Raw genomic sequence first — 22,201 nt, forward strand, 5'->3', positions numbered from 1 at the left:
TGATGGGATGTATGGCACTCAATTAATTAGATAACTGATGTTTGAAAGCGAAAAATAGTTCGTTTCATCATGAAAGTTTCGTATTATATGGCGAAAACAATACGTGAGGATCCCTTAGATACCCACGCATTGTTGCCGTTTAAGTTTGAGCAACAGACTTATTTGATTTGTTGTCTGTTAAAAGTATTTTACGAGGCCAATACGGACGTTATGTGACTGGAAATCTGAATCATAAGAGAAGGTATCAGTCGTTGTTACTCCTGTTTGTCTAGTCAGTAAGCTTTCTCTATTAGCAATGTTTGAATACTGAGAGTAAACGTAATCACCTTGTAGAATTAAGCCATTATCAAATTTGTGTTTGATGCCAATGTTAGCCGATACTCCAATTTCTGTTTTATCGTGATCCGAACTGGTTTTTGCGCCGGCGCCATCAATAAAGTCGAATTTATACGTAAATTGGCTAATGACGGGACCCACTCCTAATTGAACCATGGTACTGCCAAAACTATAGCCAATGGTCGGTCTGATGGCTAAAGAGTAGTGATTTTTTATCCTTGTATCCGTAGTGTTTTCTAATGAGCTAGGTGATTTGTAAAAAGTGGTGGTACTGGTTTTTTCATTGAACTCCATGAGAGTTAGGTCAGCCTCAATACCGTAAAGGAAATTATCATTTTGTTTTAGATAACCGAAGAGAAGGGATGCTGTCGGTGTTGAGCCAGATACGTCTTTTTGGAAGGTATGATTTAGCTTGTTTATATTTTGAGTTTGGAAGTAGCTACCATCAGTGACGGTCGTGTCAGGGTCAGCCTTTCCATAAAGTGTGCCGATTGTTATGCCGCCATATAGCCCAGCCCAGCTTGTATCTGAATCTGCTGCGCAAGCAATGGAACTTGTGGTTGCTGCTAATGAAAAAATAGCGCAATTTAATAATGTGTTTTTACTGAGTGAGTTCATGCTATTCTCTTTTGAAATTATTCAATAGTGTAAAAAATAAGTATAGTTTAAAAACTAAGTATCGTTTAAAACTATGCCTACCTATTAATATTCCATTAACTATCATGGTCATGACCAATGTTATCCATTTTGGTCTTTCTGCTTTTTTAGAAAAATAAATCGCAGCGAATATTTTCGTCATCGAATCTAACACTCTTATATCACTGTTCACCGTGACTCAATGAACCAAAATTATTGCGGATGAAATTTTATTCTGAACGTTTTTCGTCGCCGAATAGTGGCTGCAATACTCATGAATCGATGGAATAACTTTCGAAAATAAAAACGTAGACGACAGAATTTAGTGGTGGATTGGCTTCTTTATTGATATTGAATGAGGTGTTTATTTATTCATTTTCTTTATTTTTAATAAAGAATTAATAGATTAATGTAATAGTGATCTATTGCTATCGTCGGTGTTTTTTATTATGCGGTTCGTTTCTCTAACACCATCACGTTGTGAATCAATTAGGAAGACGCGCTCTGTCGTTTGCGATAAAATAACGAAAATTTGTTTTTTATTAACATTTTCATCAGTTTATAGTAAAAGTAAAATGATAAGCATTGTGGTGTATCACGACTAATGTCGATCATGTTGGCATAATAACTATCATGCGTTGAGGGAGAATATATGGAAGTATCACTATATAGTGCAAAAGGGTCAAATAGCTCTGAAAGGGTTGAGTGGGTTCTCAATTTTAAGGGAATACATTACGATAGAATTGAGGTTAGGTCTGACGAACTAACGACAACATACCTAGATATCAATCCTTTTGGTTATGTTCCAGCCCTTCGTGTCGATGGTTCGGTATTTTCTGAATCCATGGCCATTATTGAGTATTTAGAAGAACGTTTTCCTCATCCCGGCTTATTTGGCGATAACCTTAATGACAAAACCCACATCCGCAGAGTTTGTGAGTATGTAAACTCCAGCATTCACTCCCCCCAAAACCGAACCGTACTCAGATTCATGCGTCCAGAGTTAGATGAAACATCAAAGCGCGAGCTTCGAGGTGACTGGATTATGTCATGCTTAGCAAAGTTAAGTACATCGATCTGTTGTGAATCAGGGTTTGCAGTGGGTAGCAGCTTTAGTGTCGCCGATATATTTGTCGCTTCAATCTACAAAAAAGCGTTGCAACATGGCTGTGCGCGCAACGACTTTTACGATAATCATTTGCTGAATATCAGAGCCAATGACCATGTCGCAGCTTCAGAACCATACGCCTAACACAAACGGGCATGGTGTTAATAGCTAATGTTCGTCATATTGTTATCGCAGATAATTCCGTCTTTGAGTGTGGTATTTAACATCATCATCCTGTTTCTTAACCAAGGAATGACTCAGTGAGAGAAGAGCTTAGAACAAAAATCGTTGAAGTCTGCGATCAGAAAATGGCTCACAAGGGGGAGAATGTTGGTGTGTCATTTTACGCATTTTTCAAAAATAAAAATGACCAACCAGAGATCTTGATGGAAGCAGCGAAGTGGTGGATTGAAACCCATCAATTGGACCATTTTGAGAAAGCCCGAAAAATTAAAGCGATGGTACAGTCTGAGTGTTAATGGTTGGTGTGTTATGTAGCGGTGAGCCGATAATCGATGGATTCCCCGAGCGGTAAAGCTCGGGGAAGTCAGTTAAGATGTGATATCGAAGTAGTGTTTAGCGTTGTGATAACAAATATTTTGTAGCATTGCACCAATATAATTGATGTCGTTCGGTAATTCGCCGGCTTCTATCCATTGCCCTAATAAATTAGCGAGTATCCGCCGAAAATACTCATGGCGCGTGTAAGATAAAAAGCTGCGCGAGTCGGTTAACATCCCCACAAATTGGCTCAGCAATCCTAACTGCGATAATTGCTCTAACTGGCGCTGCATGCCATCTTTTTGATCATTAAACCACCATCCTGAGCCGAATTGAACTTTACCGGCGATACCGCCCCCCTGAAAATTACCGATCATCGTTGCGATGACTTCGTTATCTCTTGGGTTCAAGCAATACACTATGGTTTTCGGTAGCTCGTTGGTTTTGTCCATGTCATCAAGTAAGTGTGCGAGCGGCGAAGCAATTAACTGATCACCAATCGAGTCAAAGCCACTGTCGGGGCCAAGCTGCGCAAACATACGGGTATTATTATTGCGTATTGCGCCAATGTGCATCTGCATTACCCAGTGGCGTTTAGCGTATTGTTTGCCGAGCCAAACTTGTACCGCGGTGCTAAATTGGGCGATTTCTTGTTCACTCAATGGCTGATCATTACGGCGTTTTTCCATAATGGTATTCAAGGTCGCTTCGCTGGGGATCTTATGATAACGGACGATCTCAATGCCATGGTCGGCCGCCACGCAGCCGTGCTGGGCAAAGTGATCTAACCGTATTTCTAGTGCTTGTAGTAGCGTGGGAAAGTTATGGATGGCGATGTCTGTGGTGTGACTTAACTCGATGAGATAGTCGTTAAATCCCGGCTGTTCAACCTTAAACACTTTATCAGGTCGCCAACTGGGTTTGACCTCAATATTGAAATTAGCATCCGCGGCAATGGCGGCATGATGGGTTAACGAATCGATTGGATCGTCGGTGGTTCCCACCATTTTCACGTTCATTTGCTGCATAATGCCACGGGCGGAAAACTCAGGCTGAGAGAGCTGGTCTTGAGTTTGATGCCATATTTTATCCGCGGAGTCTGGCGTCAGTATGGTATCGGTGATGCCAAATGGACGCTTGAGCTCCAGCGCTGTCCAATGGAAGAGTGGGTTGCCCATCGTGAGTGGCACCGTTTTCGCCCACGCATCGAACTTCTCCCGCTCAGATGCATGGCCGGTAATCAACTCTTCAGCAATGCCAGCGGTGCGCATGGCGCGCCATTTATAGTGATCGCCAGCAAGCCAAATCTGAGTCAGGTTATCAAATTGGCGATCATGATGAATATCGGCCGGAGATAAATGGCAGTGATAGTCATAGATCGGCTGATCGGCGGCAAAGTCATGAAAAAGGCGCTTGCCCGTTTCGTTATGTAACATAAAATCTTCAGTTAAAAAGGGAATCATAGAGCCTCCGCAAGCTGAGCAATGGTGTGTTTAGCGCCGTATTCGAGTAGACATTGATAGGCTTGACTGACTGCCGCAATCACTTCTGGATTGTGCCCAATATCCTGCGGAAAGATAGCTTCCAGTGCGAGAATATAAGGGACAACCTCGACGCCTGTACCGAACTGCTGATAGAGTTGATTGAGGCGGTCTTTTAAGGGATCGACGACTTCAATGGTGTCGCCGCGATCGTCGGTCGCGGTGGTATAACGAATCCAAGCGGCAATGCCTGTCGCAAGTAGGCGGATGTCGTTCTTATTATCTAAGTGATAGCGCAGGCTATTGACCAAGCGATAGGCGATTTTCTGACTGCCATCCATGGCAATTTGCTCGGTACGATGATAAATACAGCGATTGCAGAATCGCTCAAGCAGTTGCTTGGCATACGCGTTGAGGTCGAGCTCTTTTGTCACGTTTAGCGTCGGGGCCTGCACCGTCAGCATCAAGGTTTGTACACATCGGTAGATATCGGGGTTGTTCATACAATCGGCAATGTACTCATACCCCGCGAGGACACCAAGATAGGCGAGGAAAGAGTGACTGCCATTGAGCATACGCAGTTTCATGGCTTCATAAGCGGTGACATCGTCAACAAACTGAGCCCCAACGAGGTCCCAATCGGGGCGTCCTTGCACAAAGTTATCTTCAATGACCCATTGTTTAAACGATTCGCAAGCAATCGCACACGGGTCATAGACTCCGATCTCTTGTTCGACAAAATGTAAACTTTCTTGGGTAGCGGCGGGGACAATGCGGTCAACCATGGTGCAGGGAAAGCTAGCGTATTGCTCTATCCACTGCGCCAGTTCGGTATCGATGACGTTGGCGTACTGGAGAATGGCATTGCGTAACACGTGCCCGTTCCCTTGAATGTTATCGCAAGATAGAACGGTATAAGCCTCTCGGCCTAATTGGCGGCGACGTGCGAGTCCTGCGACAATGTAGCCGATAGCCGACTCTGGGTCTTGAGGAGACTGTAAATCATGCGCAATCGCAGGGTTGGCGCGATCTAATTGCCCAGAAGCGGCATCAATGCAGTAGCCTTTTTCAGTAATGGTGAGAGAAACAATCCGCGTATCTACGCTGGCTAATTGTTCGATGATTGCCTGTGAGCCATCGCGTTTTTTACTGACTGACGCGACGATAGTGCCAACACACTCGGCGCTTTTTTGCTGATTATATTGTTCAAGCACGGTATACAAGCCGTCTTGGTTGGCAAGATCGCTAAACAACGGCTCACCACTGAATAACGACACTTCACAGATTCCCCATGCGCTTGGCGTTTGCGCAGCCAATAAGTGGGTGTATAAGGCTTGATGGGCGCGATGAAAGGCGCCGCAGCCAATATGTACAATATGAGGTTTCAGTGCGGAGCGATCATAACAAGGCGGCTGAACCAGTGAGTTCAGTGAGGTATTAGCAATCGTATTCATAGATCACCTCGTAATGAGTAACGTAGCGATTGGCGGTGCTCGGTTTGCTGATTAACAACGAGGTAGCGTTGTTCCTGCTGGGCGAGCTGAATATCGATGAATGGATAACTTGGTTGATACGTCCCTTCAGCGTGCAGTGTTACTTCGATACGATCGGCGAATGAGTGCACCGTCACATGCAACGTGCAGTGATGCCCATCGAGATAGCGTGTCGATTCGCCGTCATCATCAAAAAGTGTATCACTAAAGCTGTGTTGGCCTTTGGCTGGAAAAATCCATAGCGTACGTTGATGATCGTCTTGCGTATTCATCACGCTCGTATCAGGATTCATTGCGAGGATGGAGCCTGCTTTAACCAATAGTGGTAGTTGTTCGAGTGGCGCTGGGCGCGTAATAGTTTGCCCGGCGCTAAACCACTGATGGGTATAAAAGTCATACCAACCTAAGTGATTGTTGGGAAGATAGACTTCTCGCTCGCGTTGACCTGGGTACACCACGGAGGCGACCAGTAAGTTTTCTCCTAAGAGAAAATCATCGCTTTCTTCTCGGGTACGCTCATCGTGTTCGTGATCGAGAAAGGTCGGGCGCAGCATTGGTTGATTGGCATGATGGGCTTTCCAAAGCAAGGTGTAGAGATACGGCATTAGTTGGTAGCGCTGCTGTATAGTGCTGCGAATAATGTCGCTCACCTGCGGGTACATCCACGGCTCGTTGACTGTACCATCATCATTCCAAGAATGAATGGTAAAGCGCGGATGCATGATGCCGTTTTGCACCCAACGGACAAATAATTCAGGATCGGGTTTATCGCCTGAAAATCCACCCACATCGTGGCCGACGTTATATAAGCCTGACAAGCTCATCCCAATGCCCATTTTGATGTTGTAACGCAAGCTGTTCCAATTGGTACGGTTATCGCCACTCCATGTTTGTACGTAACGGTTCATGCCCGGACATCCAGAACGCGAAATTAAATAAGGCCGCAGATCAGGGGCGAAGGCGGTTTGCGCTTCATAAGAGGCTTTCATCATCAACAAGGGTTGCAGTGGGCGAATTAAGCGAATCGCAATCGGGTCGCCAAATCCATCGCAGCGTGCATCGCGATCCCAGATTTCGTATTCGTTGTTGTCATTCCATGTCGAATTAATGCCGTTTTGCAATAACTGGGTCGTGACGTTATCTTTCCACCATTGAATGGTGTTGGGATTGGTAAAATCGAGATGCGAGCCTTCGTCATCCCAAAATACGGAGATTTCTGGTGTGTCGTATTGGGAGTCTTGAATAAATAATTGCTGCGCTTTGGCTTCTTGGTATAGCGGGTGGTTATGCAGCAAACACGGTTTTATGTTGGCCGCGAGTTTCATATTGTGAGTATGAAAGTAGGCCGACATCGCTTGCGGATCCGGAACTTTGCTGGTGTTCCAATGAAAGACATAGCGCTTGTCTTCGATAGATGTATATCCGGAAGACAATTGGAAGGAATCACAAGGCAGCTGGTGGTCATGGCACTGATCAACAAACCCCTCAAGCAGTTGTTGGGCATTGGGCTCATCGGTATAGCGCATTGTCGAACCGCTATAACCTAGACTCCATTTCGGGCCAAATAACGTGCCGCCCGTCATTGCGGTGAAGGCTTGCGTCACTTCTAAGACGCTGGGCCCAAGCATGAAGTAGAAATCCAAATCCCCATCTTCAGCGCGATAACTGCGATAAGGCGCATGATAGTTATCGAGCTCGTTACCTAGGTCAAACCAACATGAGGCTAGATTGTCATAAAATAAGCCATAACTTACCCCAGATTCGGTGCGAGTGATATAAAACGGAATGTGTTTATACAGCGGATCAGTGGTTTGCGCGTTATAGCCCATCGCATCGAGATTTCGCATTTCAAAGCGGCGGTTTTTCCGATTGAGATCGCCGGTTTTCTCTCCTAAGCCGTAGTAGTCATCACTGGGAGCACGCTGCATAAAGTGGGCAACGTCGTCGCGCTGGGGAGAAAGCTGATAGGCGCCAGTTTTACGATCCTGAGCGATGGTTTGCCACTCGTTGCCGACTTTCGTCGCCCACTGCATTTGCAGTGGCTGCGTAATGGTCAGTTTGAGCTGATCGGTGGTGATTTCCAAGGCATCGCTATGTTGAGTCACTTGGTACTCAGGCAAGCTAAACCCATCGCAGGACATGCGATCGCGGCCTTGCCAAGCAATATCGGCTTGATGAGGAGCAATGGTCCAAGTTCGATTCAGGCGCAGCGATTGGTTTTTTTTGATGAGCACGCGAAAAATGTCGCGCTCTAGTATAAAGATATGCAGCGTGTGCTGATTATCGCAGCTTAGTATGACTTCATTCTCTTTATTACTGAGCCATTGCCATTGTTTTAACGTTTTCATAATCTGTCCTTTACTATCGCGGGTTATCACTAACCCTGTGCTCGTTAGTAGCCTAAAAAGAGTTGTGGCAGCAGTAAGCTCACCTGGGGAACATATGTGACTAATGCCAATGCGAGGATCAATACGGCATAAAACGGCAATAATGGTTTAATCACTTTATCTATTTTCACTTTCGCGACCGAACATCCCACAAACAGTGCGCTGCCGACCGGAGGCGTACAAATACCGATACATAAATTGAACGTCATCATGATGCCAAAATGCACCGGATCCATGCCTAAATCGAGGGCGATAGGAAGAAATATCGGAGTAAAAATCAGCAGAGCAGGGGTCATATCCATGAAGATACCAACGACCAATAAGATGAGGTTTATCAGCAATAAAACGATGATGGGATTATCAGAAACAGCCATCAATGCATCGCTCACCATATAAGGAATACCAGCATTGGCCATCGCCCATGACATCCCCATGGAGGCCCCAACCAGTAGTAACACAATAGACGTGGTCACCACAGACTCTAAAATAATCGCGGGTAATTGCTTGAGAGAAATTTCACGATAAATCGCAAATGAAAGTATCAGCGTATAAACAACGGCAATGGCCGATGCCTCAGTAGCCGTGAATATACCGCCAATAATCCCGCCGATGATGACAACAATAAGTCCTAAGCTTGGCAGCGCATCCAGGGTTTTGAGCAACACCATTTTAGGTGTGGGCTTAGCGGAGACTGGATAGCCGCGTTTACGTGCAATAATGGCGGCAACGAGCATTAACCCTAATCCCATAATTAACCCTGGGATGTATCCGGCGAGGAACAACGCGCCGATAGATGTACCACCGGAGATGAGTGAGTAAACGATAAACGTGTTACTGGGTGGGATGAGCAAGCCTGTTGGGCACGAAGTAATATTAACCGCGGCCGAATACGCCTTATCGTAGCCTTCTTTTTCTTGTAGAGGTGACATAGTGCCACCCACCGCCGCCGCGGATGCAACGGCTGAGCCAGAAATAGAACCAAACATCATATTGGCGAGCACGTTAACGTGGGCAAGTGAGCCCGGTAAGCGCCCACCGAGGACTTTGGCAAAGTTAATCAGGCGTAGGGCAATCCCGCCTTGATTCATAATATTGCCCGCTAAGATAAAAAACGGAATCGCGAGTAAAGAAAAACTATCTAATCCTGATGCCATTTTCTGCGAGATGACCGCAATGGCGGAATCAAAAGGCAGCGATAGCATGATCGTCAGCAGCGAGGAAATTGCGATGCTAAATGAGATGGGAACACCTAATCCAAGAAAGACGAAAAAAGTGCCAAATAAAACAATAATCACTTGCCAATCCATGGTGAGCTCCTATTCGCTGATGCTGGCGGTTGAGTGCGTGGAAGTAGGGCGAAACAAGCCAGAGGCTTGTTCAATAAAGTCCGCCAAAAGATAGAGACACATAATGACCCCACTAAATGGGAGTGCCATATACACAAAGCCCATCTTTATGCCTAGCGAGGGCGAGACTTGCCCACTTGCTAATACATTGAACATCAGCTTTGAACCTCCAAACACCATAATGACACCCGCAAAGGTTAAACTAATCGCAATGACGAACAGGCGTAATAAGGTCTGCTTTGTTACGTGGTTGTCGAGCATTTGATCCAGTAGATCAATCGCTAAGTGGCGCTTTTGGCCGACGGTATAAGCGGCTCCCATCAAACCAACCCAAATAAAGAGAAAGCGCGCCATTTCATCTGTGGTGGTGCTGGGCATATTGAGTACATAGCGCGAAAACACTTGCCATACGACACAAACCACAAGGCATCCACTCAGGGAGATACAAAAAAAAGCGAGGCATTTATTAAGGATACAAATTAACTTGGTCATAAAGACTCCTGGTCTACCAACTCTTCTGTTTTGGCTGATTACTTTTATCATTGCCGTATTTTTAGACGAGTTGATTACACCACAATGACTTTTATCACCTTGTGACTGTGTTCTCATTACTATTGGTCTAGCCACTTTTTCGCTAAAAGTGCGGTATTGGTCAACCAATTGAGATGTTGTGGTTGCACAAGAGGAATAGTTATTCGTATGTTAAATGAACAATAACGACATAATGAAAATAATACCCTACGGAGAGAACCATGATATTTAGCAAAAAAAACGTCATCGCGATGGTGACAAGTTCGGCATTGATCATCAGTTCCGCTTCTGTGTCTGCAACGACCATATTAAAACTCAGCCATAATCAAAATAGGACGCATCCCGTTCATAAATCGATGACGGTTTTCGCAAAAAAAGTCCAGGAATATACCCATGGCGATGTGAAAATTCGTATTTATCCAAACAGCCAGCTCGGTACCCAGCGTGAATCCATGGAATTGCTACAAAATGGTGCTTTAGACATGGCGAAATCGAATGCGAGTGAGTTGGAGTCGTTCGCTCCGGCGTATGGCGCCTTTAATATTCCGTATCTTTTCCATAGCCGAGAGCATTTTTACAAAGCACTAACGAGCAAAGTGGGCCGCGATATTCTGAATTCATCCAAAGGAAAAGGGTTTATTGGTTTAACCTACTATGATGGTGGGGCGCGTAGCTTCTATGCCAATAAAGCAATTCGCTCACCGGCTGACTTAAAAAGCATGAAAATTCGCGTCCAGCCAAGCCCAACCGCGGTGCAAATGATTAAATTAATGGGTGGGTCACCCACGCCACTTGCTTACGGTGAGTTGTACACGGCATTGCAACAAGGCGTGGTCGATGGCGCCGAAAATAATCCGACCGCATTAACTTCTTCACGCCATGGGGAAGTCGCGAAAGTCTACAGCATGGATGAACATGCCATGATCCCAGATGTCTTAGTGATTAGTGAACGTTCGTGGAATAAGCTCAGTGCCGATGATCAAAAAGCGATGCGTAAAGCGGCGAAAGAATCGATGATGTATCACAAAAAGTTGTGGACTAAAGTGATCAAAAAGTCGATGGAGAAAGCGAAGAATTCCATGGGAGTTGAATTTGTGAAGGTGAAAAAACAACCTTTCATTGATGCGGTCAAACCGTTACATGAAAAAGCGTTGAACAATCCAGAGATTGCAAAATATGTCAAAGCCATCGATGCATTAGCACAAGACTAAATGGAAAAATCATAATTGGTCAACAATTGGTTGACCAATTTGTGTGGCCTCACTATAGTGACCATAAACCACCAATCATTAGGTACTTTCATGGGTATTGATAACGTTGTCTCGATCGATTTATCCAATCCAAACCGTTTATATCAAGAAGTGGGTTTGCAACTGCAAACTCGTATATCGCAAGGTGAGTTTGATATTGGCGATCGCTTACCACCGGAGAGAGATATTGCGCAAGCCTTTAATGTGAGCCGCTCTGTCGTCCGAGAGGCAATCATCATGCTTGAACTACAAGGTTTGGTCGAAGTGCGTAAAGGCTCAGGTGTGTATATTACTCACTTACCGCAGGATAATGGCGATGATGAGCAACGTTCTAATGATGTGGGGCCGTTTGAGTTGCTACAAGCAAGACAGGTGATCGAAAGCCAAATTGTGAGTTTTGCTGCGAATAATATTACCAAAAGTGATATTTCGCTGTTACGGGAGTACCTCGAAAAAGATCGGATATCGCTCGAAAATAATTTGGATGAGGACGATTATGATTTTGATAAATTGTTTCACCTCACCATTGCTAAAGCCTCTCAAAATAGTGTGCTCAGCGATATTGTTTACGATTTTTGGCGTCGCCGAGAGCAAAGCCCAATGTGGCAACAGCTGCATACTCATATTCACGATAATCAATATCGTTACCGGTGGATTGATGATCATGAAAAAATACTTCATGCACTGCAGCGCCGCGATCCCGAGTTGGCGCGCAATGCCATGTGGGCTCACATTGAGCATGTAAAAGATACATTATTTGAACTTTCCGATGTCGATGACCCTGAATTTGATGGATTTTTATTTCGTTAATGAAGGGGCTCCCTTGGTTTTGCTGAGTTTATATTAATACAGATAGGAATAAAGAATATGGAACAAACATGGCGTTGGTATGGCCCAAATGACCCTGTCTCTTTGAATGATATAAAACAAGCAGGAGCGACGGGTATTGTCACGGCTTTGCATCATATCCCTAATGGTGAAGTGTGGAGTATTGAGAGTATTCAAGAACGCAAAACCATCATTGAAGAGAAAGGCTTAACATGGTCTGTGGTGGAAAGTGTGCCCGTTCATGAAGAGATCAAAACGCGCAGTGGTCAGTATCAGCAATGGATTGATAACTATCGGCAGAGTTTGGTGAATTTAGCGGCATGCGGCATCGATACCGTGTGTTATAACTTTATGCCCGTATTGGATTGGACGCGCACCGATCTCAAATATGAACTGGCGGATGGCTCATTGGCACTGCGTTTTGATCAAATTGAATTTGCCGTGTTTGATTTATTTTTGTTGCAGAGGCCGGGCGCAGAAAACGATTACACCGACGAAGAATATCAGCTCGCTCAGCAATGTTTTGCCAAAATGCCGCAAGCAAAGCAGCAGCAACTGATTAATAATATCATCGCGGGCTTACCGGGCGCAGAAGAAGGTTACACCTTGGCGGAGTTTCAAGCGCAATTAGATCGCTATACCGGGATTGATGCCGCGCAGTTACGTGCCAACATGGTGGCTTTTCTTGAGCAGCTAATGCCGACGTGTGAACAATATGGCATTAAGCTTGCGGTGCATCCTGATGATCCACCGCGTCCGATATTAGGATTGCCGAGAATTGTCTCGACCATTGAGGATATTGAAAAGCTGACTCAAGCAGTGCCAAGTAAAATGAATGGCTTAACCATGTGTACCGGTTCGTATGGCGTGCGAGGAGATAATGATCTCACTGCGATGATTGAAGCCTTTGGTGAACGAATTTACTTTACTCATTTGCGCTCTACCCAGCGTGAAGAAAATCCTAAATCGTTTCATGAAGCCTCACATTTAGAGGGCGATGTAGACATGTTTCATGTGGTTAAAGCGCTGTTGACGGAAGAAGCACGTCGTCAGCAGGTTGGCGATACTAACCGCATCCCAATGCGCCCCGATCACGGTCATCAAATGATTGATGATTTACACAAAGACACTAACCCCGGATATTCTTGCATTGGTCGCTTACGCGGGTTAGCGGAAGTCCGTGGCATGGAGCTTGGCTTAAAGCGGGCGTTGTTCCCAACCTTGCGATAATCGCATTACTTGTACCACTCGTATGATATTCAAAAGGAGCCATCAAGGCTCCTTTTTGTTATGCGTTATTTCACGATACCGGTGATTGGGGGGCTATCTAAACCCCAAACAAATAATGCTTAAAGCGGCACTAAAATCAGCACTGATGAACCATTCTACTTTCACTATTTTGATTATAAATAATTAATAGAAAATTCATGTCAAAGATGTTTTTCTCATCCATGTCTCTTTTTATTAAATTTTGGATGGGCATCACACGCGAGTTTTGATATAAGTTTATGCAATTAATTGTTATTCACACGCTTTGTTACTAGCAAGGTATGGCGGTAGCGTGGGGGAGTCCTAAATACTCTTACCCAGTTGTTGTATTTAATAATCGACTCTTGAACGTTTTCGATTTCCGGGGCTTCTGAGGTGATGCATTAATGGAGTGGAGACATCGCGGATTCCTTAAGGATACATTGCCTTTTACTGTCCATAGAGTCCGTTTATTTTATTCTTCGCAAATTAGGTGCCTGTTTTTATGATCTAAGCATTGGTTTAGTTGCTTGATTTGTCATAAAAGCAGCAAGGAAAGTGTATTAAGATCAATCATTAACCAGTTTATCAGCCAGAATAACGTGCTGTGGAAAAATGATATAACGCGCATGCTCGAATTTGTATTTTGAGTTGCTTTGGGATAAGTCTTAAAAGCGTCTTTAAAACAGGTTTTTAGAGTCAAATGTTTGAGCTTTGAAGCTCGGTGTAAACGCGCATGCGCACTATTAAAATGTTAGTTTTCATAGTCAGGTATTGAGAAAAATTTGAAAAAAGAATGGCGTTTAATTTGCCGAGAAATGGAAAAATGTAGGCTTGAAAATCAGAAAATAGAGCTATCAGATAATTTGCTTTGGTTTCTCGTTATTGGAGAGGATCATCGATTCTGGTCTCATTATGGTTGTGACCCTGTTGGATTATTAAGAGCATTTTGGTGCTCTAATATCAGAAAATCACGGCAAGGCGGTTCCACTATTGCCATGCAGCTTGTGCGCACCATTATAAAAAAATATGAACCGACACTAAAAAGGAAATTAATAGAAATCATTTTAGCTTTTATGTTAACAAGAAAATACAGCAAGGAACAAATTTTAAGGACCTATTTGTTAGTGGCGTATTTTGGATGGAATATGCATGGCGTAAAACAAGCGTGTCATCAGATTGGTGTAAATTATTCTAAGTTGGATGATTATAGTGCAGCATCAATTGTTGCAAGGTTAAAATACCCACAACCCAGACATTATAATGAAATAAAAGAAAATTTAATACAAATGCGTACTAATTATCTTTTAGAAAGAACTAAATTAACTAAATAGTGGAAAAAAGATGGAACCTTTTAAAATATCTAATGAGCTTCGTGATGTTGTTAGTCCATATCCCGAAGCAAAGTTAATCCTAGATGCAGCAAAGAGGGGGGGCGAGTTAGCTAAGCATGCGATTGCTAGACAGTGGTTATCGGAAGGCATTCCATATGCATTTAGATATTGTCCTGGAATATATGAGGCGCTCAGGTTATGGATTGGGACTCGGCTCAGTGTAGAACCGAAAGAAATAAATTTAACTGGCAGCGCAAGACTTGGTCAGTCTCTTTCTCCAAAAAAAATGGGTAATCCATTTAATGAAGGTTCAGACCTGGATATATTTATTGTTTCTTCAGGTTTATTTGAAAGAATAACAAGTGAATTTAATGAATGGTCATTTGAGTATGAGAGTGAATTAATACAAGCATCAAATGATCGAGAAAATACTTTTTGGAGAAATAATTTACAAAGGTGTCCAAAAAACATCAATAGAGGCTTTATTGACTGTAATGTTATCCCAAATAGAGAAAAATATACGCTTACTAGAAATATATCTCAGACAATGTATTTATTAAAACAAAAATTAGATATAACGGATAATGCTCCGAAAATTTCACATGCCTCAATTCGTTGTTATAAATCATGGGATTCATATGTTAGGCAGGTATCTTTAGGATTTGAATAAAGAAAACTAACAAGAGCAACCAACAGACAAACTAATCGCTTAGGCTCTCAGTTTGCTGCTGTTGCAAGCGTTAGTCATCAATCGAATTTATCAAGGAGGAAAAAATGTCCGAAAAAAATGGTAGTTGCGGGTGTGGAAACTTAAAATATTCTATTGAAGGTGAACCAATAAATTCGCTGTTTTGCTATTGCAAAGAATGCCAAATTCTTACTGGTTCGGATAAATTGTTTGGGGTATGGATTCCAAAAGATAATTTTAAAATTGTTAGTGGTAGTCCTGTTATCTTTACTCGTAAGGGGAGTTCAGGAAAAGACATGAATTATTTATTCTGTGAAAAATGCGGGGTAACAATATGCGCAGAAGTTACAGTAGGTAATTTTTATTCAGTTGCCGTATCCACTTTAAATAATTCAAATGAGTTTGTACCAGCAATGGCAATTTATACAGCTTCAGCTCCAATTTGGGCGGTGTTTCCTGAAGGAGTGCCTAAGTTTGAAATTTTACCCCCAAACCTGGGTGCTTAAATGCCTAACAAATTGCTCAACCTGAAGCCATACCTCCGCTTCGTTTCGCCCATGCACTGCGTGCATTTTATGGGCTACACTACGCTCCCGGCATGGCTCAGGTTAGCAAGGCGTTATATTTTTATTAAGCGAAGTGGAGTGTTCAATGAGTTTTGAAGTCTGGATTATGTTTACACTTGCGTACCTGGTTGTAACTTTATCCCCTGGACCAAACGTATTGCTTGTGCTTAAAAATAGCGTTCAATATGGTTGGAAGTCCGCTTTAGTTACAATATTCGGTAACTTATTTTGTCAGTTGATCATTGTTAGCTTAGTTGCTATCGGGGTTGGTGGGTTACTGTTTCAGCTTCCAGCGTGGTTTTTTGTTATGAAATGTGCAGGAGGACTATATTTAATTTACCTTGGTTTGAAAAGTTTTAAGTCAATAAGCACAAAAACGCTTCAACAACCTAAAATGGAGCTAACACCAGTAGCTTTTACCTCAAGGTCATTATTTAAACAGGCTTTTTTTGTGTCCGTCAGCAACCCGAAGACATTGATATTTTTGTCTGCTTTTCTGCCACAGTTTCTCGATACCCATCACTCTCATATTGAGCAGTTTGCCGTAATGTATATTTCAATATGTCTTATTGTGACAAGTGTTCATTTGGGGTATGCATTGATAGTGAGTCGCATAGGACAAAAGCTAAGCGCGACAAACTTCGAAAATAAACTAGAAAAAATTACAGGTGGATTGTTTATTACGATGGGTGGTGGGATCCTTTTTAGTTCAAGGTCATAAATATAACAAACGAGTATGGCGTCAATCGTTAATTTTTCGCCATATTGTCATTCCACATAGTACCGTCTCTTAGCATTGAGTTTAGGATCACAACTATCTTTCTAACCAATAATAAATAAGACACCCATATTTTATAAGGAAGTACATGGAATATAAACTAGAGATTGAACCGTCAGATAGTGATATCAATGAAATTCGTAGTGGCTTAATCAAACACAACACGCCCTTCTTGAAAGGCCTTTCTACGAAAAGCAAGACTACAAGTGTCATATGGTTCTAGACAACTATCCAATGGATTCGTCGCTTGCATTTTTGACCAAAATACTCGTGGAAGAATAAACCGCGAATAATTAGCTGGGACACACCGTTAACGGCGAAGTGCCGTTTTTTACAGTTTCGAGGTTATGGGTACCGTGGGTGTTCTTATTGTATGCAATGCAAAGCTAAGTAGTGATTGCCGACAACGTCATTGTCTAACGGCGTGGATGATAACAACCTCCTAGGGAGACAAGCTAAACTATTCATTCTGCAATCATTTAACCGGTAGCTAACGGGGTTCGGCACCATCGCTATCGCCCGATGACAAAGGAGCATTGTTCATTATGAAACTGGGATTTGTACTAAAGAATACGGGGATTTCAGCCACCCGTTATTACTTCGCTCGTTTACAAGAGGCGTTATGGTTTCGGCCGTTGCTGAGTTGCTTATTATCGATTGCCGCCGCTTTATTGGCAATGTTGGTAGAACAGATAGAGCTATCTCAGTCGTTGCCTGATATTAGTACCGCGTCCATTGAAAAGCTGCTTACCACGATCGCCAGTAGCATGCTCGCCATTGCCGTATTTGCCGTGGGCTCGATGATCTCGGCCTATGCTTCCGCCAGTAGCAGTGCCACGCCACGTTCATTTTCGTTAGTGGTCAGTGATGATGTGTCGCAAAACGCATTATCAACTTTTATCGGGGCTTTTATTTTCAGCATTGTGGCTTTAGTGGTATTGCTCAACGACTTCTATACTCGCGCGGGGCGATTTGTGCTGTTTCTACTCACCATTATTGTTTTTGCCATGGTGATACTCAGTTTCGTGCGTTGGGTTGACAGAATTGCACGACTCGGACGGTTAGGAAATACGATCGACAAAGTGGAAAATGCCACGGCAAGTGCCATGACCCGTCATATTAACAATAGCAACCAAGGAATAATACGCCCCGAGGGGAGTATGGAAGCGATAAATGCTAACCATGTCGGTTATGTGCAGCATATCGATATTGCTAAGTTGCAGTGTCTGGCGGAAACATTAAAGGTGCGGTTCACGGTTGAGATGCTGCCCGGTTCACTGAGTGCCCCCAATAGCCCACTGGTGCTAATGAGTGGGCATTGCGATCTCGATCGAGATGACTTGCAGCAAAAAGTGGCCGCGGCGTTTGTTATTGGGCGCCAACGTACCTTTGAATCGGATCCTCGTTTTGGCCTTGTTGTACTATCGCAAATTGCCAGCCGTGCACTATCACCGGCCGTTAATGATGAGGGAACCGCCATCGATATATTGTCCACGTGTTTACGATTATTCACTCGATATCAACAACAAACACAAGAGAACTCCCAACAAATGCTCTACGACCGTATATCTATTCCACCGCTGAATATTAATGATATGTTTGATGATGCCTTTAACGCCATTGCGCGTGATGGTGCCTATTCAATCATGGTCGCGCTGCGCCATCAAAAATCACTACATACACTGGCGATGTTAGGTGATGCTGCCTTGCGTGATGCCGCACAAAAGCATGCAAAATTGGCGCTATTACATGCCAAAAAACAGTTGAAACTCGCGATTGAAATAGATCAAGTGACAGCGCTCTACCACCAAAATTTTGGCGAGTAAACAATAACCTAAACAAGACATCTACAAGATAAATTTATCATGGGTGTCTTGTTTGTTTTCTAACGGAAGTTCGAGAATTAACGGAAAACTGGATCAGAGAATACAACGAAGAGCGCCCTCATGGTGCACTGAATGATCTGGCCCCATGGGAATATTTAATGAAATATGAACAGGCTGAAAACTCTAATTATGAGTGTAACTAATTAGGGGAGGTTTACACTTCTTCCGTGGAACTTCTCACACTAAAACGCCCCGTGTGTTCATGGGGCGCTAAAAAAAATTCTGAGCACTACCGGTATGCTTATTAGAAACTAACAGATAGGTCCGGTAGGATAGTTGCGCCCTTTACCTGATTTGCTCAACAATGTCCTCATTAAGTATCTGCATTATTTAATACCATATTTGGAAAGTATCTTATCAAACGTACCATTTTTTTTGATTATTTGTAATCCTTTCTCATACGCATTCATATATTTCTTTCCATTTGGATTTGATATTCCAATCGTAACATACAGTGACTTTTTAGAGATTGGTTGACTGAAAATAAAATCACCTGGTGACATATTTAGACGTTTAATTGTCGATAAAGCTACTATTTTATCTTCAATGGTTAAATCAACTCTATTATTTTTTAGTTTCTTAATATTGGTTTCAATATCGATAGATTCAGGTCTTTTGATTGATGGTTCTTTCATGAAATCTGGATCATACGCATAGCCCCTTACAATTCCTACCGTCTTACCTTTAAGACTACTTAAGTTACTGTAACTAAAATTATCTGATGCGCGAGAGATATAACTCAGTTCATTAAATAAATATGGAGAGCTAAATAGTAAGTATTGTTTACGTTCATCGTTTATCCATGCAGCTGGTAATATATCAATTCGTCCTTTTTTAACACTGTCTAAGGCTCTTGCCCAAGGCATATTCCGAAAGTTTACCGTATGACCCTGAGTTTTCATTGCTTCCGTTAAAATTTCAACGGAAATACCTGGCATGGAAGGATCATTTGTGACAAATGGAGGCCATGGATCTTGTGCGGCAGTTACGGTAGCAGCATGAGAAAAATTCCCACCAAAAAGATTCAAAAAGGTGAATAGAAAAATAGACAGATATTTCATAATGTTCTCCGTATCGAATAGCTATACTTTAAATTTACGCATGTAGCGAATGATATCATTTGATAGTTTTTGTACCTTTTGCGTGCTTACTGTATTATTATTGGCTCCTATTAATAATTCTGTACTAAAGTTAGATGCCTCACTGATGACTTGATTAACTTGGTTCAGATTATTTTTTTGTTCTTCAGTAGTACGAGATATTTCTGCGTTTTGCTCTGCCATATTTGAAATCACTTGGTCCACGTTATCTACAACCTCCTGGGAGTTTGCAACTTGAGTCGCAGTGTCTTCTAATAGATCTGCTATCCGGGATATCTCTTTCTCAACAGAGCCTGTAGAGTTATTTAATGCTTGGATATTGTCTTTAATTTGTTCTGTAGATTGAGCTGTTTTTTGGGATAAATTTCTCACTTCATCAGCAACGACAGCGAAGCCTCTACCATTTTCACCAGCTCTGGCTGCTTCAATTGCAGCGTTTAGTGCTAATAAATTTGTCTGTTCGGCTATGCCGTTAATAATATCCACAATGTTAGATATATTTTCACCTTCTGTAACTAACTGGCGCATTTCAGTATTAACGGTATCCATTTCTGTACGCATATTTCTTAATTGCTGAGTGGCATTCTCAATAGTGGATATGACAGACAATGTCAATGCCTTTGTATCTACAGTATCCTGAGTAACAGATACTACCCTATGCGATATTTCATCTATCGATACATTAATGTCACTGGTTGTGACAGCCACATCAGACAATGACGATTTTTGCGATTGAATTTTTTTTGCACTCTCAAAAGCCATCTTTTCTGTTTGCTCTATTTCATTTGTTAACAGATTTGTTGATTCAGTAACTTTTAAAATAATATCCCTTAGTGAGCTTGTGAAGCTATTGATATGGTTAGTTATCACTTGAAATTCTGTATAGGACTCTGACGGTATTCTATGCGACAAGTTACCATCTCCTTTGACGAGTTCAGATATTCTTTCACTAAGTTTTTCTAAAGGCTTTATTAATGTTCGATTTAAGACGAAGATTAATATAATGATAATAACGATATTAAGAGCAATAAGTTGCTTTAAGTCGCTCCATAGTAATTGATTTAATGCTGCTTTTACGTTATCTGTGTTGTAGTAAAGAATTGCTTTCCCGACAGTATTTTTAGTTCCATAGTCATCGTAGATTAGAGCCGTTTCATGTTCTTGATAGGCTTCTAAACTAGGAAACGTTTTTTCGGTAACATCTTCAAGTACTACCTCACCTTCATTATCCATTCCTAGAGTAGAAAATAACAATGGCTTTTCGTCGTTATCAACTAATTTAATTGCCACAAAGTTATCCGACTTTAACTCAGCAAAAATAACAGACTGTGCAGACTCAAGATCATAATTCCATACAGCGTGAGGTAGGCTTAAAGTGACGCGGTAACTAAAGTTGGCGATGGACTGTTTTAGCTTAAGATGCAGTTCTTCTTTGGTATGTTCGTAATCTACATAAGCACTAATTGCTAATATGCAGGATATAGCAATAACTACCTGAGTAACAAAAACAGTTTTGACACTTTTAAGCATACGCTACCCTTCCAGTAAAAATTAGATCTAAACGATACAAATGTAGAATTATTGTGATTTAATTTTTTAATTTTTAGTATAGTTAAAGAATATGGAAATACATGTATAAATTTTTATTTAAATACCCGATTTCAGATAATAAGTGGCGTTGTTGAGTAAATCAGGGAGAACTCGTTATGAAAAAATCATGCTATACCGAAACATAGATCGTGAAGATTTTGAAAGAAGTCGAAGGTGGTCGCCTTATCAAGGAAGTCTGCCGAGAATACGGCATATCCGATGCCACTTATTACAACTGGAAATCTAAATATGGTGGTATGGAAGCCTCGGACGTTTAAAAGAGCTGGAAGACGAAAATCGTCGTCTTAAATCAATGTGGCATCATGTATTTAAACGGGTAGGTCTTGCATTTTGCCTGATTACTAAGGATTGGCTTTTATCTTATGCACCGTGACTCGAGTGGATAAAAATAACTAAGTCTATGATTGAATTGAGGATAGATCACGCTTGAGCCTTGTTTCATGCCACTGCTAAAGGGAGTTATAAAGACATTATGCAATTAGAAATAGATGACTACTACCTTCGTTCTTTGGATGTAGAAGATGCTGACACATTTTACAGTTGGTCGAGAGATCGCGAAGTGACACTGTATAGTCTTTCAGCGTACGCGTATCCACAGTCAAAATCGGATATAGAAAAGTGGCTTTTGTCCATCAATTCAAGCGCAAAAAATGTGTCGTTTGGAATATGCAATAAAAATAACGACCAGCTAATTGGTTATGCTGGCTTATCATCGATTAGCACGCTAAATCGGAGTGGTGAATACTTTATTCTAATTGGCGAAAAAGAATACTGGGGCAAAGGGGTTGGTACGTCTATTACTAAAGTTGTCACAGACTACGCGATTAGGACACTGGGTTTACACAGAGTACAGTTGACAGCCTGCTCTCTCAACCAAGCAGCCATCAAAGCGTATTGCAAAGCAGGTTATCAGCACGAAGGCGTGATGCGCCAGTCGGGTTTTCGCAACGGTGAGTTCGTCGATAAGGTATTAATGTCTGTTTTGTCTACAGAGTGGGCAGCGATGTAACCATCGCGTATTATTGTTCTTTGCTTTGATATGGGTGATGACTTACTCGGCATGATAGATAAAAAGTGGTGCCAATTTGGCACC

Annotated in this window: 19 protein-coding genes and 3 pseudogenes; 14 read left to right on the plus strand and 8 right to left on the minus strand. The window is 42.3% G+C overall.

The features are described 5' to 3' along the window. Window positions 1–177: 177 nt before the first annotated feature. Window positions 178–954, minus strand: a complete 777-nt coding sequence (locus OCU30_RS14080) for an outer membrane protein (RefSeq protein WP_077314424.1) — start codon at window positions 952–954, stop codon at window positions 178–180. Between the two features lie 670 nt (window positions 955–1,624). Here OCU30_RS14080 and OCU30_RS14085 point away from each other — a divergent pair. Then, on the plus strand, window positions 1,625–2,224 hold the full coding sequence (locus OCU30_RS14085) for a glutathione S-transferase family protein (protein ID WP_077314422.1): 600 nt from the start codon (window positions 1,625–1,627) through the stop codon (window positions 2,222–2,224). A gap of 116 nt (window positions 2,225–2,340) precedes the next feature. Further along, window positions 2,341–2,559, plus strand: a complete 219-nt coding sequence (locus tag OCU30_RS14090; protein WP_077314421.1) for a DUF6500 family protein — start codon at window positions 2,341–2,343, stop codon at window positions 2,557–2,559. Window positions 2,560–2,631: 72 nt separating this feature from the next. Here the strand turns inward: OCU30_RS14090 and uxaC are convergent, their stop codons facing one another. From uxaC to OCU30_RS14115, 5 genes are read right to left on the minus strand one after another with little or no spacing between them, the layout of a single operon-like run. Then, window positions 2,632–4,044, minus strand: a complete 1,413-nt coding sequence (gene uxaC, locus OCU30_RS14095) for a glucuronate isomerase (protein WP_077314420.1) — start codon at window positions 4,042–4,044, stop codon at window positions 2,632–2,634. Then, window positions 4,041–5,516 (minus strand): mannitol dehydrogenase family protein, encoded by a 1,476-nt coding sequence (locus OCU30_RS14100; protein WP_077314419.1) that lies wholly within the window; start codon window positions 5,514–5,516, stop codon window positions 4,041–4,043. Before OCU30_RS14100 ends, uxaC begins: the two co-directional genes overlap by 4 nt. Continuing rightward, on the minus strand, window positions 5,513–7,903 hold the full coding sequence (locus OCU30_RS14105; protein ID WP_077314418.1) for a glycoside hydrolase family 31 protein: 2,391 nt from the start codon (window positions 7,901–7,903) through the stop codon (window positions 5,513–5,515). Before OCU30_RS14105 ends, OCU30_RS14100 begins: the two co-directional genes overlap by 4 nt. Before the next feature lie 44 nt (window positions 7,904–7,947). Then, complete coding sequence (locus tag OCU30_RS14110; RefSeq protein ID WP_077314417.1) at window positions 7,948–9,249, minus strand: TRAP transporter large permease; 1,302 nt, start codon at window positions 9,247–9,249, stop codon at window positions 7,948–7,950. A 9-nt stretch (window positions 9,250–9,258) separates the two neighbouring features. After that, window positions 9,259–9,711: a TRAP transporter small permease gene (locus OCU30_RS14115; RefSeq protein WP_235861857.1), complete on the minus strand. Its 453-nt coding sequence runs from the start codon at window positions 9,709–9,711 to the stop codon at window positions 9,259–9,261. Between the two features lie 332 nt (window positions 9,712–10,043). Here OCU30_RS14115 and OCU30_RS14120 point away from each other — a divergent pair, with 332 nt between their 5' ends. From OCU30_RS14120 to OCU30_RS14165, 10 genes and pseudogenes are all read left to right on the plus strand, one after another. Beyond that, entirely contained in the window at window positions 10,044–11,030 is a 987-nt protein-coding gene (locus OCU30_RS14120) for a TRAP transporter substrate-binding protein (protein ID WP_205408821.1), read from the plus strand. A 90-nt stretch (window positions 11,031–11,120) separates the two neighbouring features. Next, window positions 11,121–11,879, plus strand: a complete 759-nt coding sequence (locus OCU30_RS14125; RefSeq protein WP_077314414.1) for an FCD domain-containing protein — start codon at window positions 11,121–11,123, stop codon at window positions 11,877–11,879. Window positions 11,880–11,936: 57 nt separating this feature from the next. Then, window positions 11,937–13,127: a mannonate dehydratase gene (gene uxuA, locus OCU30_RS14130; protein WP_077314413.1), complete on the plus strand. Its 1,191-nt coding sequence runs from the start codon at window positions 11,937–11,939 to the stop codon at window positions 13,125–13,127. 803 nt (window positions 13,128–13,930) lie between these two features. After that, window positions 13,931–14,479, plus strand: a complete 549-nt coding sequence (locus tag OCU30_RS14135) for a biosynthetic peptidoglycan transglycosylase (RefSeq protein ID WP_139343484.1) — start codon at window positions 13,931–13,933, stop codon at window positions 14,477–14,479. A 10-nt stretch (window positions 14,480–14,489) separates the two neighbouring features. Continuing rightward, window positions 14,490–15,149, plus strand: coding sequence for a hypothetical protein (locus OCU30_RS14140; RefSeq protein WP_235861856.1), 660 nt, complete (start codon window positions 14,490–14,492; stop codon window positions 15,147–15,149). 104 nt (window positions 15,150–15,253) lie between these two features. Then, a complete protein-coding gene (locus tag OCU30_RS14145) occupies window positions 15,254–15,673 on the plus strand; it encodes a GFA family protein (protein WP_077314411.1) in 420 nt (139 codons plus the stop codon). 145 nt (window positions 15,674–15,818) lie between these two features. Further along, on the plus strand, window positions 15,819–16,454 hold the full coding sequence (locus OCU30_RS14150; protein WP_077314410.1) for a LysE family translocator: 636 nt from the start codon (window positions 15,819–15,821) through the stop codon (window positions 16,452–16,454). A 145-nt stretch (window positions 16,455–16,599) separates the two neighbouring features. Next, a pseudogene (locus tag OCU30_RS14155) lies at window positions 16,600–16,793 on the plus strand (hypothetical protein). A 263-nt stretch (window positions 16,794–17,056) separates the two neighbouring features. Beyond that, on the plus strand, window positions 17,057–18,337 hold the full coding sequence (locus OCU30_RS14160; RefSeq protein WP_077314409.1) for a DUF2254 domain-containing protein: 1,281 nt from the start codon (window positions 17,057–17,059) through the stop codon (window positions 18,335–18,337). Window positions 18,338–18,396: 59 nt separating this feature from the next. Further along, a pseudogene (locus tag OCU30_RS14165) lies at window positions 18,397–18,540 on the plus strand (integrase core domain-containing protein); the annotation flags it as partial. A gap of 183 nt (window positions 18,541–18,723) precedes the next feature. On the opposite strand, the gene OCU30_RS14170 reads toward OCU30_RS14165, so the two are convergent. After that, a complete protein-coding gene (locus tag OCU30_RS14170) occupies window positions 18,724–19,461 on the minus strand; it encodes a substrate-binding periplasmic protein (protein WP_420856692.1) in 738 nt (245 codons plus the stop codon). An 18-nt stretch (window positions 19,462–19,479) separates the two neighbouring features. Next, window positions 19,480–21,027 (minus strand): methyl-accepting chemotaxis protein, encoded by a 1,548-nt coding sequence (locus OCU30_RS14175; RefSeq protein WP_077314407.1) that lies wholly within the window; start codon window positions 21,025–21,027, stop codon window positions 19,480–19,482. 206 nt (window positions 21,028–21,233) lie between these two features. On the opposite strand from OCU30_RS14175, the pseudogene OCU30_RS14180 reads away from it, so the two are divergent. Together OCU30_RS14180 and OCU30_RS14185 are read left to right on the plus strand one after the other, a co-directional pair. Then, window positions 21,234–21,406 (plus strand): annotated as a pseudogene (locus OCU30_RS14180) (transposase); the annotation flags it as partial. A gap of 174 nt (window positions 21,407–21,580) precedes the next feature. Next, on the plus strand, window positions 21,581–22,117 hold the full coding sequence (locus OCU30_RS14185; RefSeq protein ID WP_077314406.1) for a GNAT family N-acetyltransferase: 537 nt from the start codon (window positions 21,581–21,583) through the stop codon (window positions 22,115–22,117). Window positions 22,118–22,201: the final 84 nt, after the last annotated feature.

It is taken from the genome of Vibrio palustris (assembly GCF_024346995.1).
Lineage (GTDB): Bacteria > Pseudomonadota > Gammaproteobacteria > Enterobacterales > Vibrionaceae > Vibrio > Vibrio palustris.

What these genes read in the sequence shown, in the direction of transcription:
- uxaC (WP_077314420.1), bottom strand. Translation starts at nt 4,044, where the DNA reads ATGATTCCCTTTTTAACTGAAGATTTTATGTTACATAACGAAACGGGC.
- OCU30_RS14160 (WP_077314409.1), top strand. Translation starts at nt 17,057, where the DNA reads ATGAAACTGGGATTTGTACTAAAGAATACGGGGATTTCAGCCACCCGT.
- OCU30_RS14085 (WP_077314422.1), top strand. Translation starts at nt 1,625, where the DNA reads ATGGAAGTATCACTATATAGTGCAAAAGGGTCAAATAGCTCTGAAAGG.
- OCU30_RS14100 (WP_077314419.1), bottom strand. Translation starts at nt 5,516, where the DNA reads ATGAATACGATTGCTAATACCTCACTGAACTCACTGGTTCAGCCGCCT.
- OCU30_RS14110 (WP_077314417.1), bottom strand. Translation starts at nt 9,249, where the DNA reads ATGGATTGGCAAGTGATTATTGTTTTATTTGGCACTTTTTTCGTCTTT.
- OCU30_RS14145 (WP_077314411.1), top strand. Translation starts at nt 15,254, where the DNA reads ATGTCCGAAAAAAATGGTAGTTGCGGGTGTGGAAACTTAAAATATTCT.
- OCU30_RS14185 (WP_077314406.1), top strand. Translation starts at nt 21,581, where the DNA reads ATGCAATTAGAAATAGATGACTACTACCTTCGTTCTTTGGATGTAGAA.
- OCU30_RS14080 (WP_077314424.1), bottom strand. Translation starts at nt 954, where the DNA reads ATGAACTCACTCAGTAAAAACACATTATTAAATTGCGCTATTTTTTCA.
- uxuA (WP_077314413.1), top strand. Translation starts at nt 11,937, where the DNA reads ATGGAACAAACATGGCGTTGGTATGGCCCAAATGACCCTGTCTCTTTG.
- OCU30_RS14125 (WP_077314414.1), top strand. Translation starts at nt 11,121, where the DNA reads ATGGGTATTGATAACGTTGTCTCGATCGATTTATCCAATCCAAACCGT.
- OCU30_RS14140 (WP_235861856.1), top strand. Translation starts at nt 14,490, where the DNA reads ATGGAACCTTTTAAAATATCTAATGAGCTTCGTGATGTTGTTAGTCCA.
- OCU30_RS14175 (WP_077314407.1), bottom strand. Translation starts at nt 21,027, where the DNA reads ATGCTTAAAAGTGTCAAAACTGTTTTTGTTACTCAGGTAGTTATTGCT.
- OCU30_RS14150 (WP_077314410.1), top strand. Translation starts at nt 15,819, where the DNA reads ATGAGTTTTGAAGTCTGGATTATGTTTACACTTGCGTACCTGGTTGTA.
- OCU30_RS14105 (WP_077314418.1), bottom strand. Translation starts at nt 7,903, where the DNA reads ATGAAAACGTTAAAACAATGGCAATGGCTCAGTAATAAAGAGAATGAA.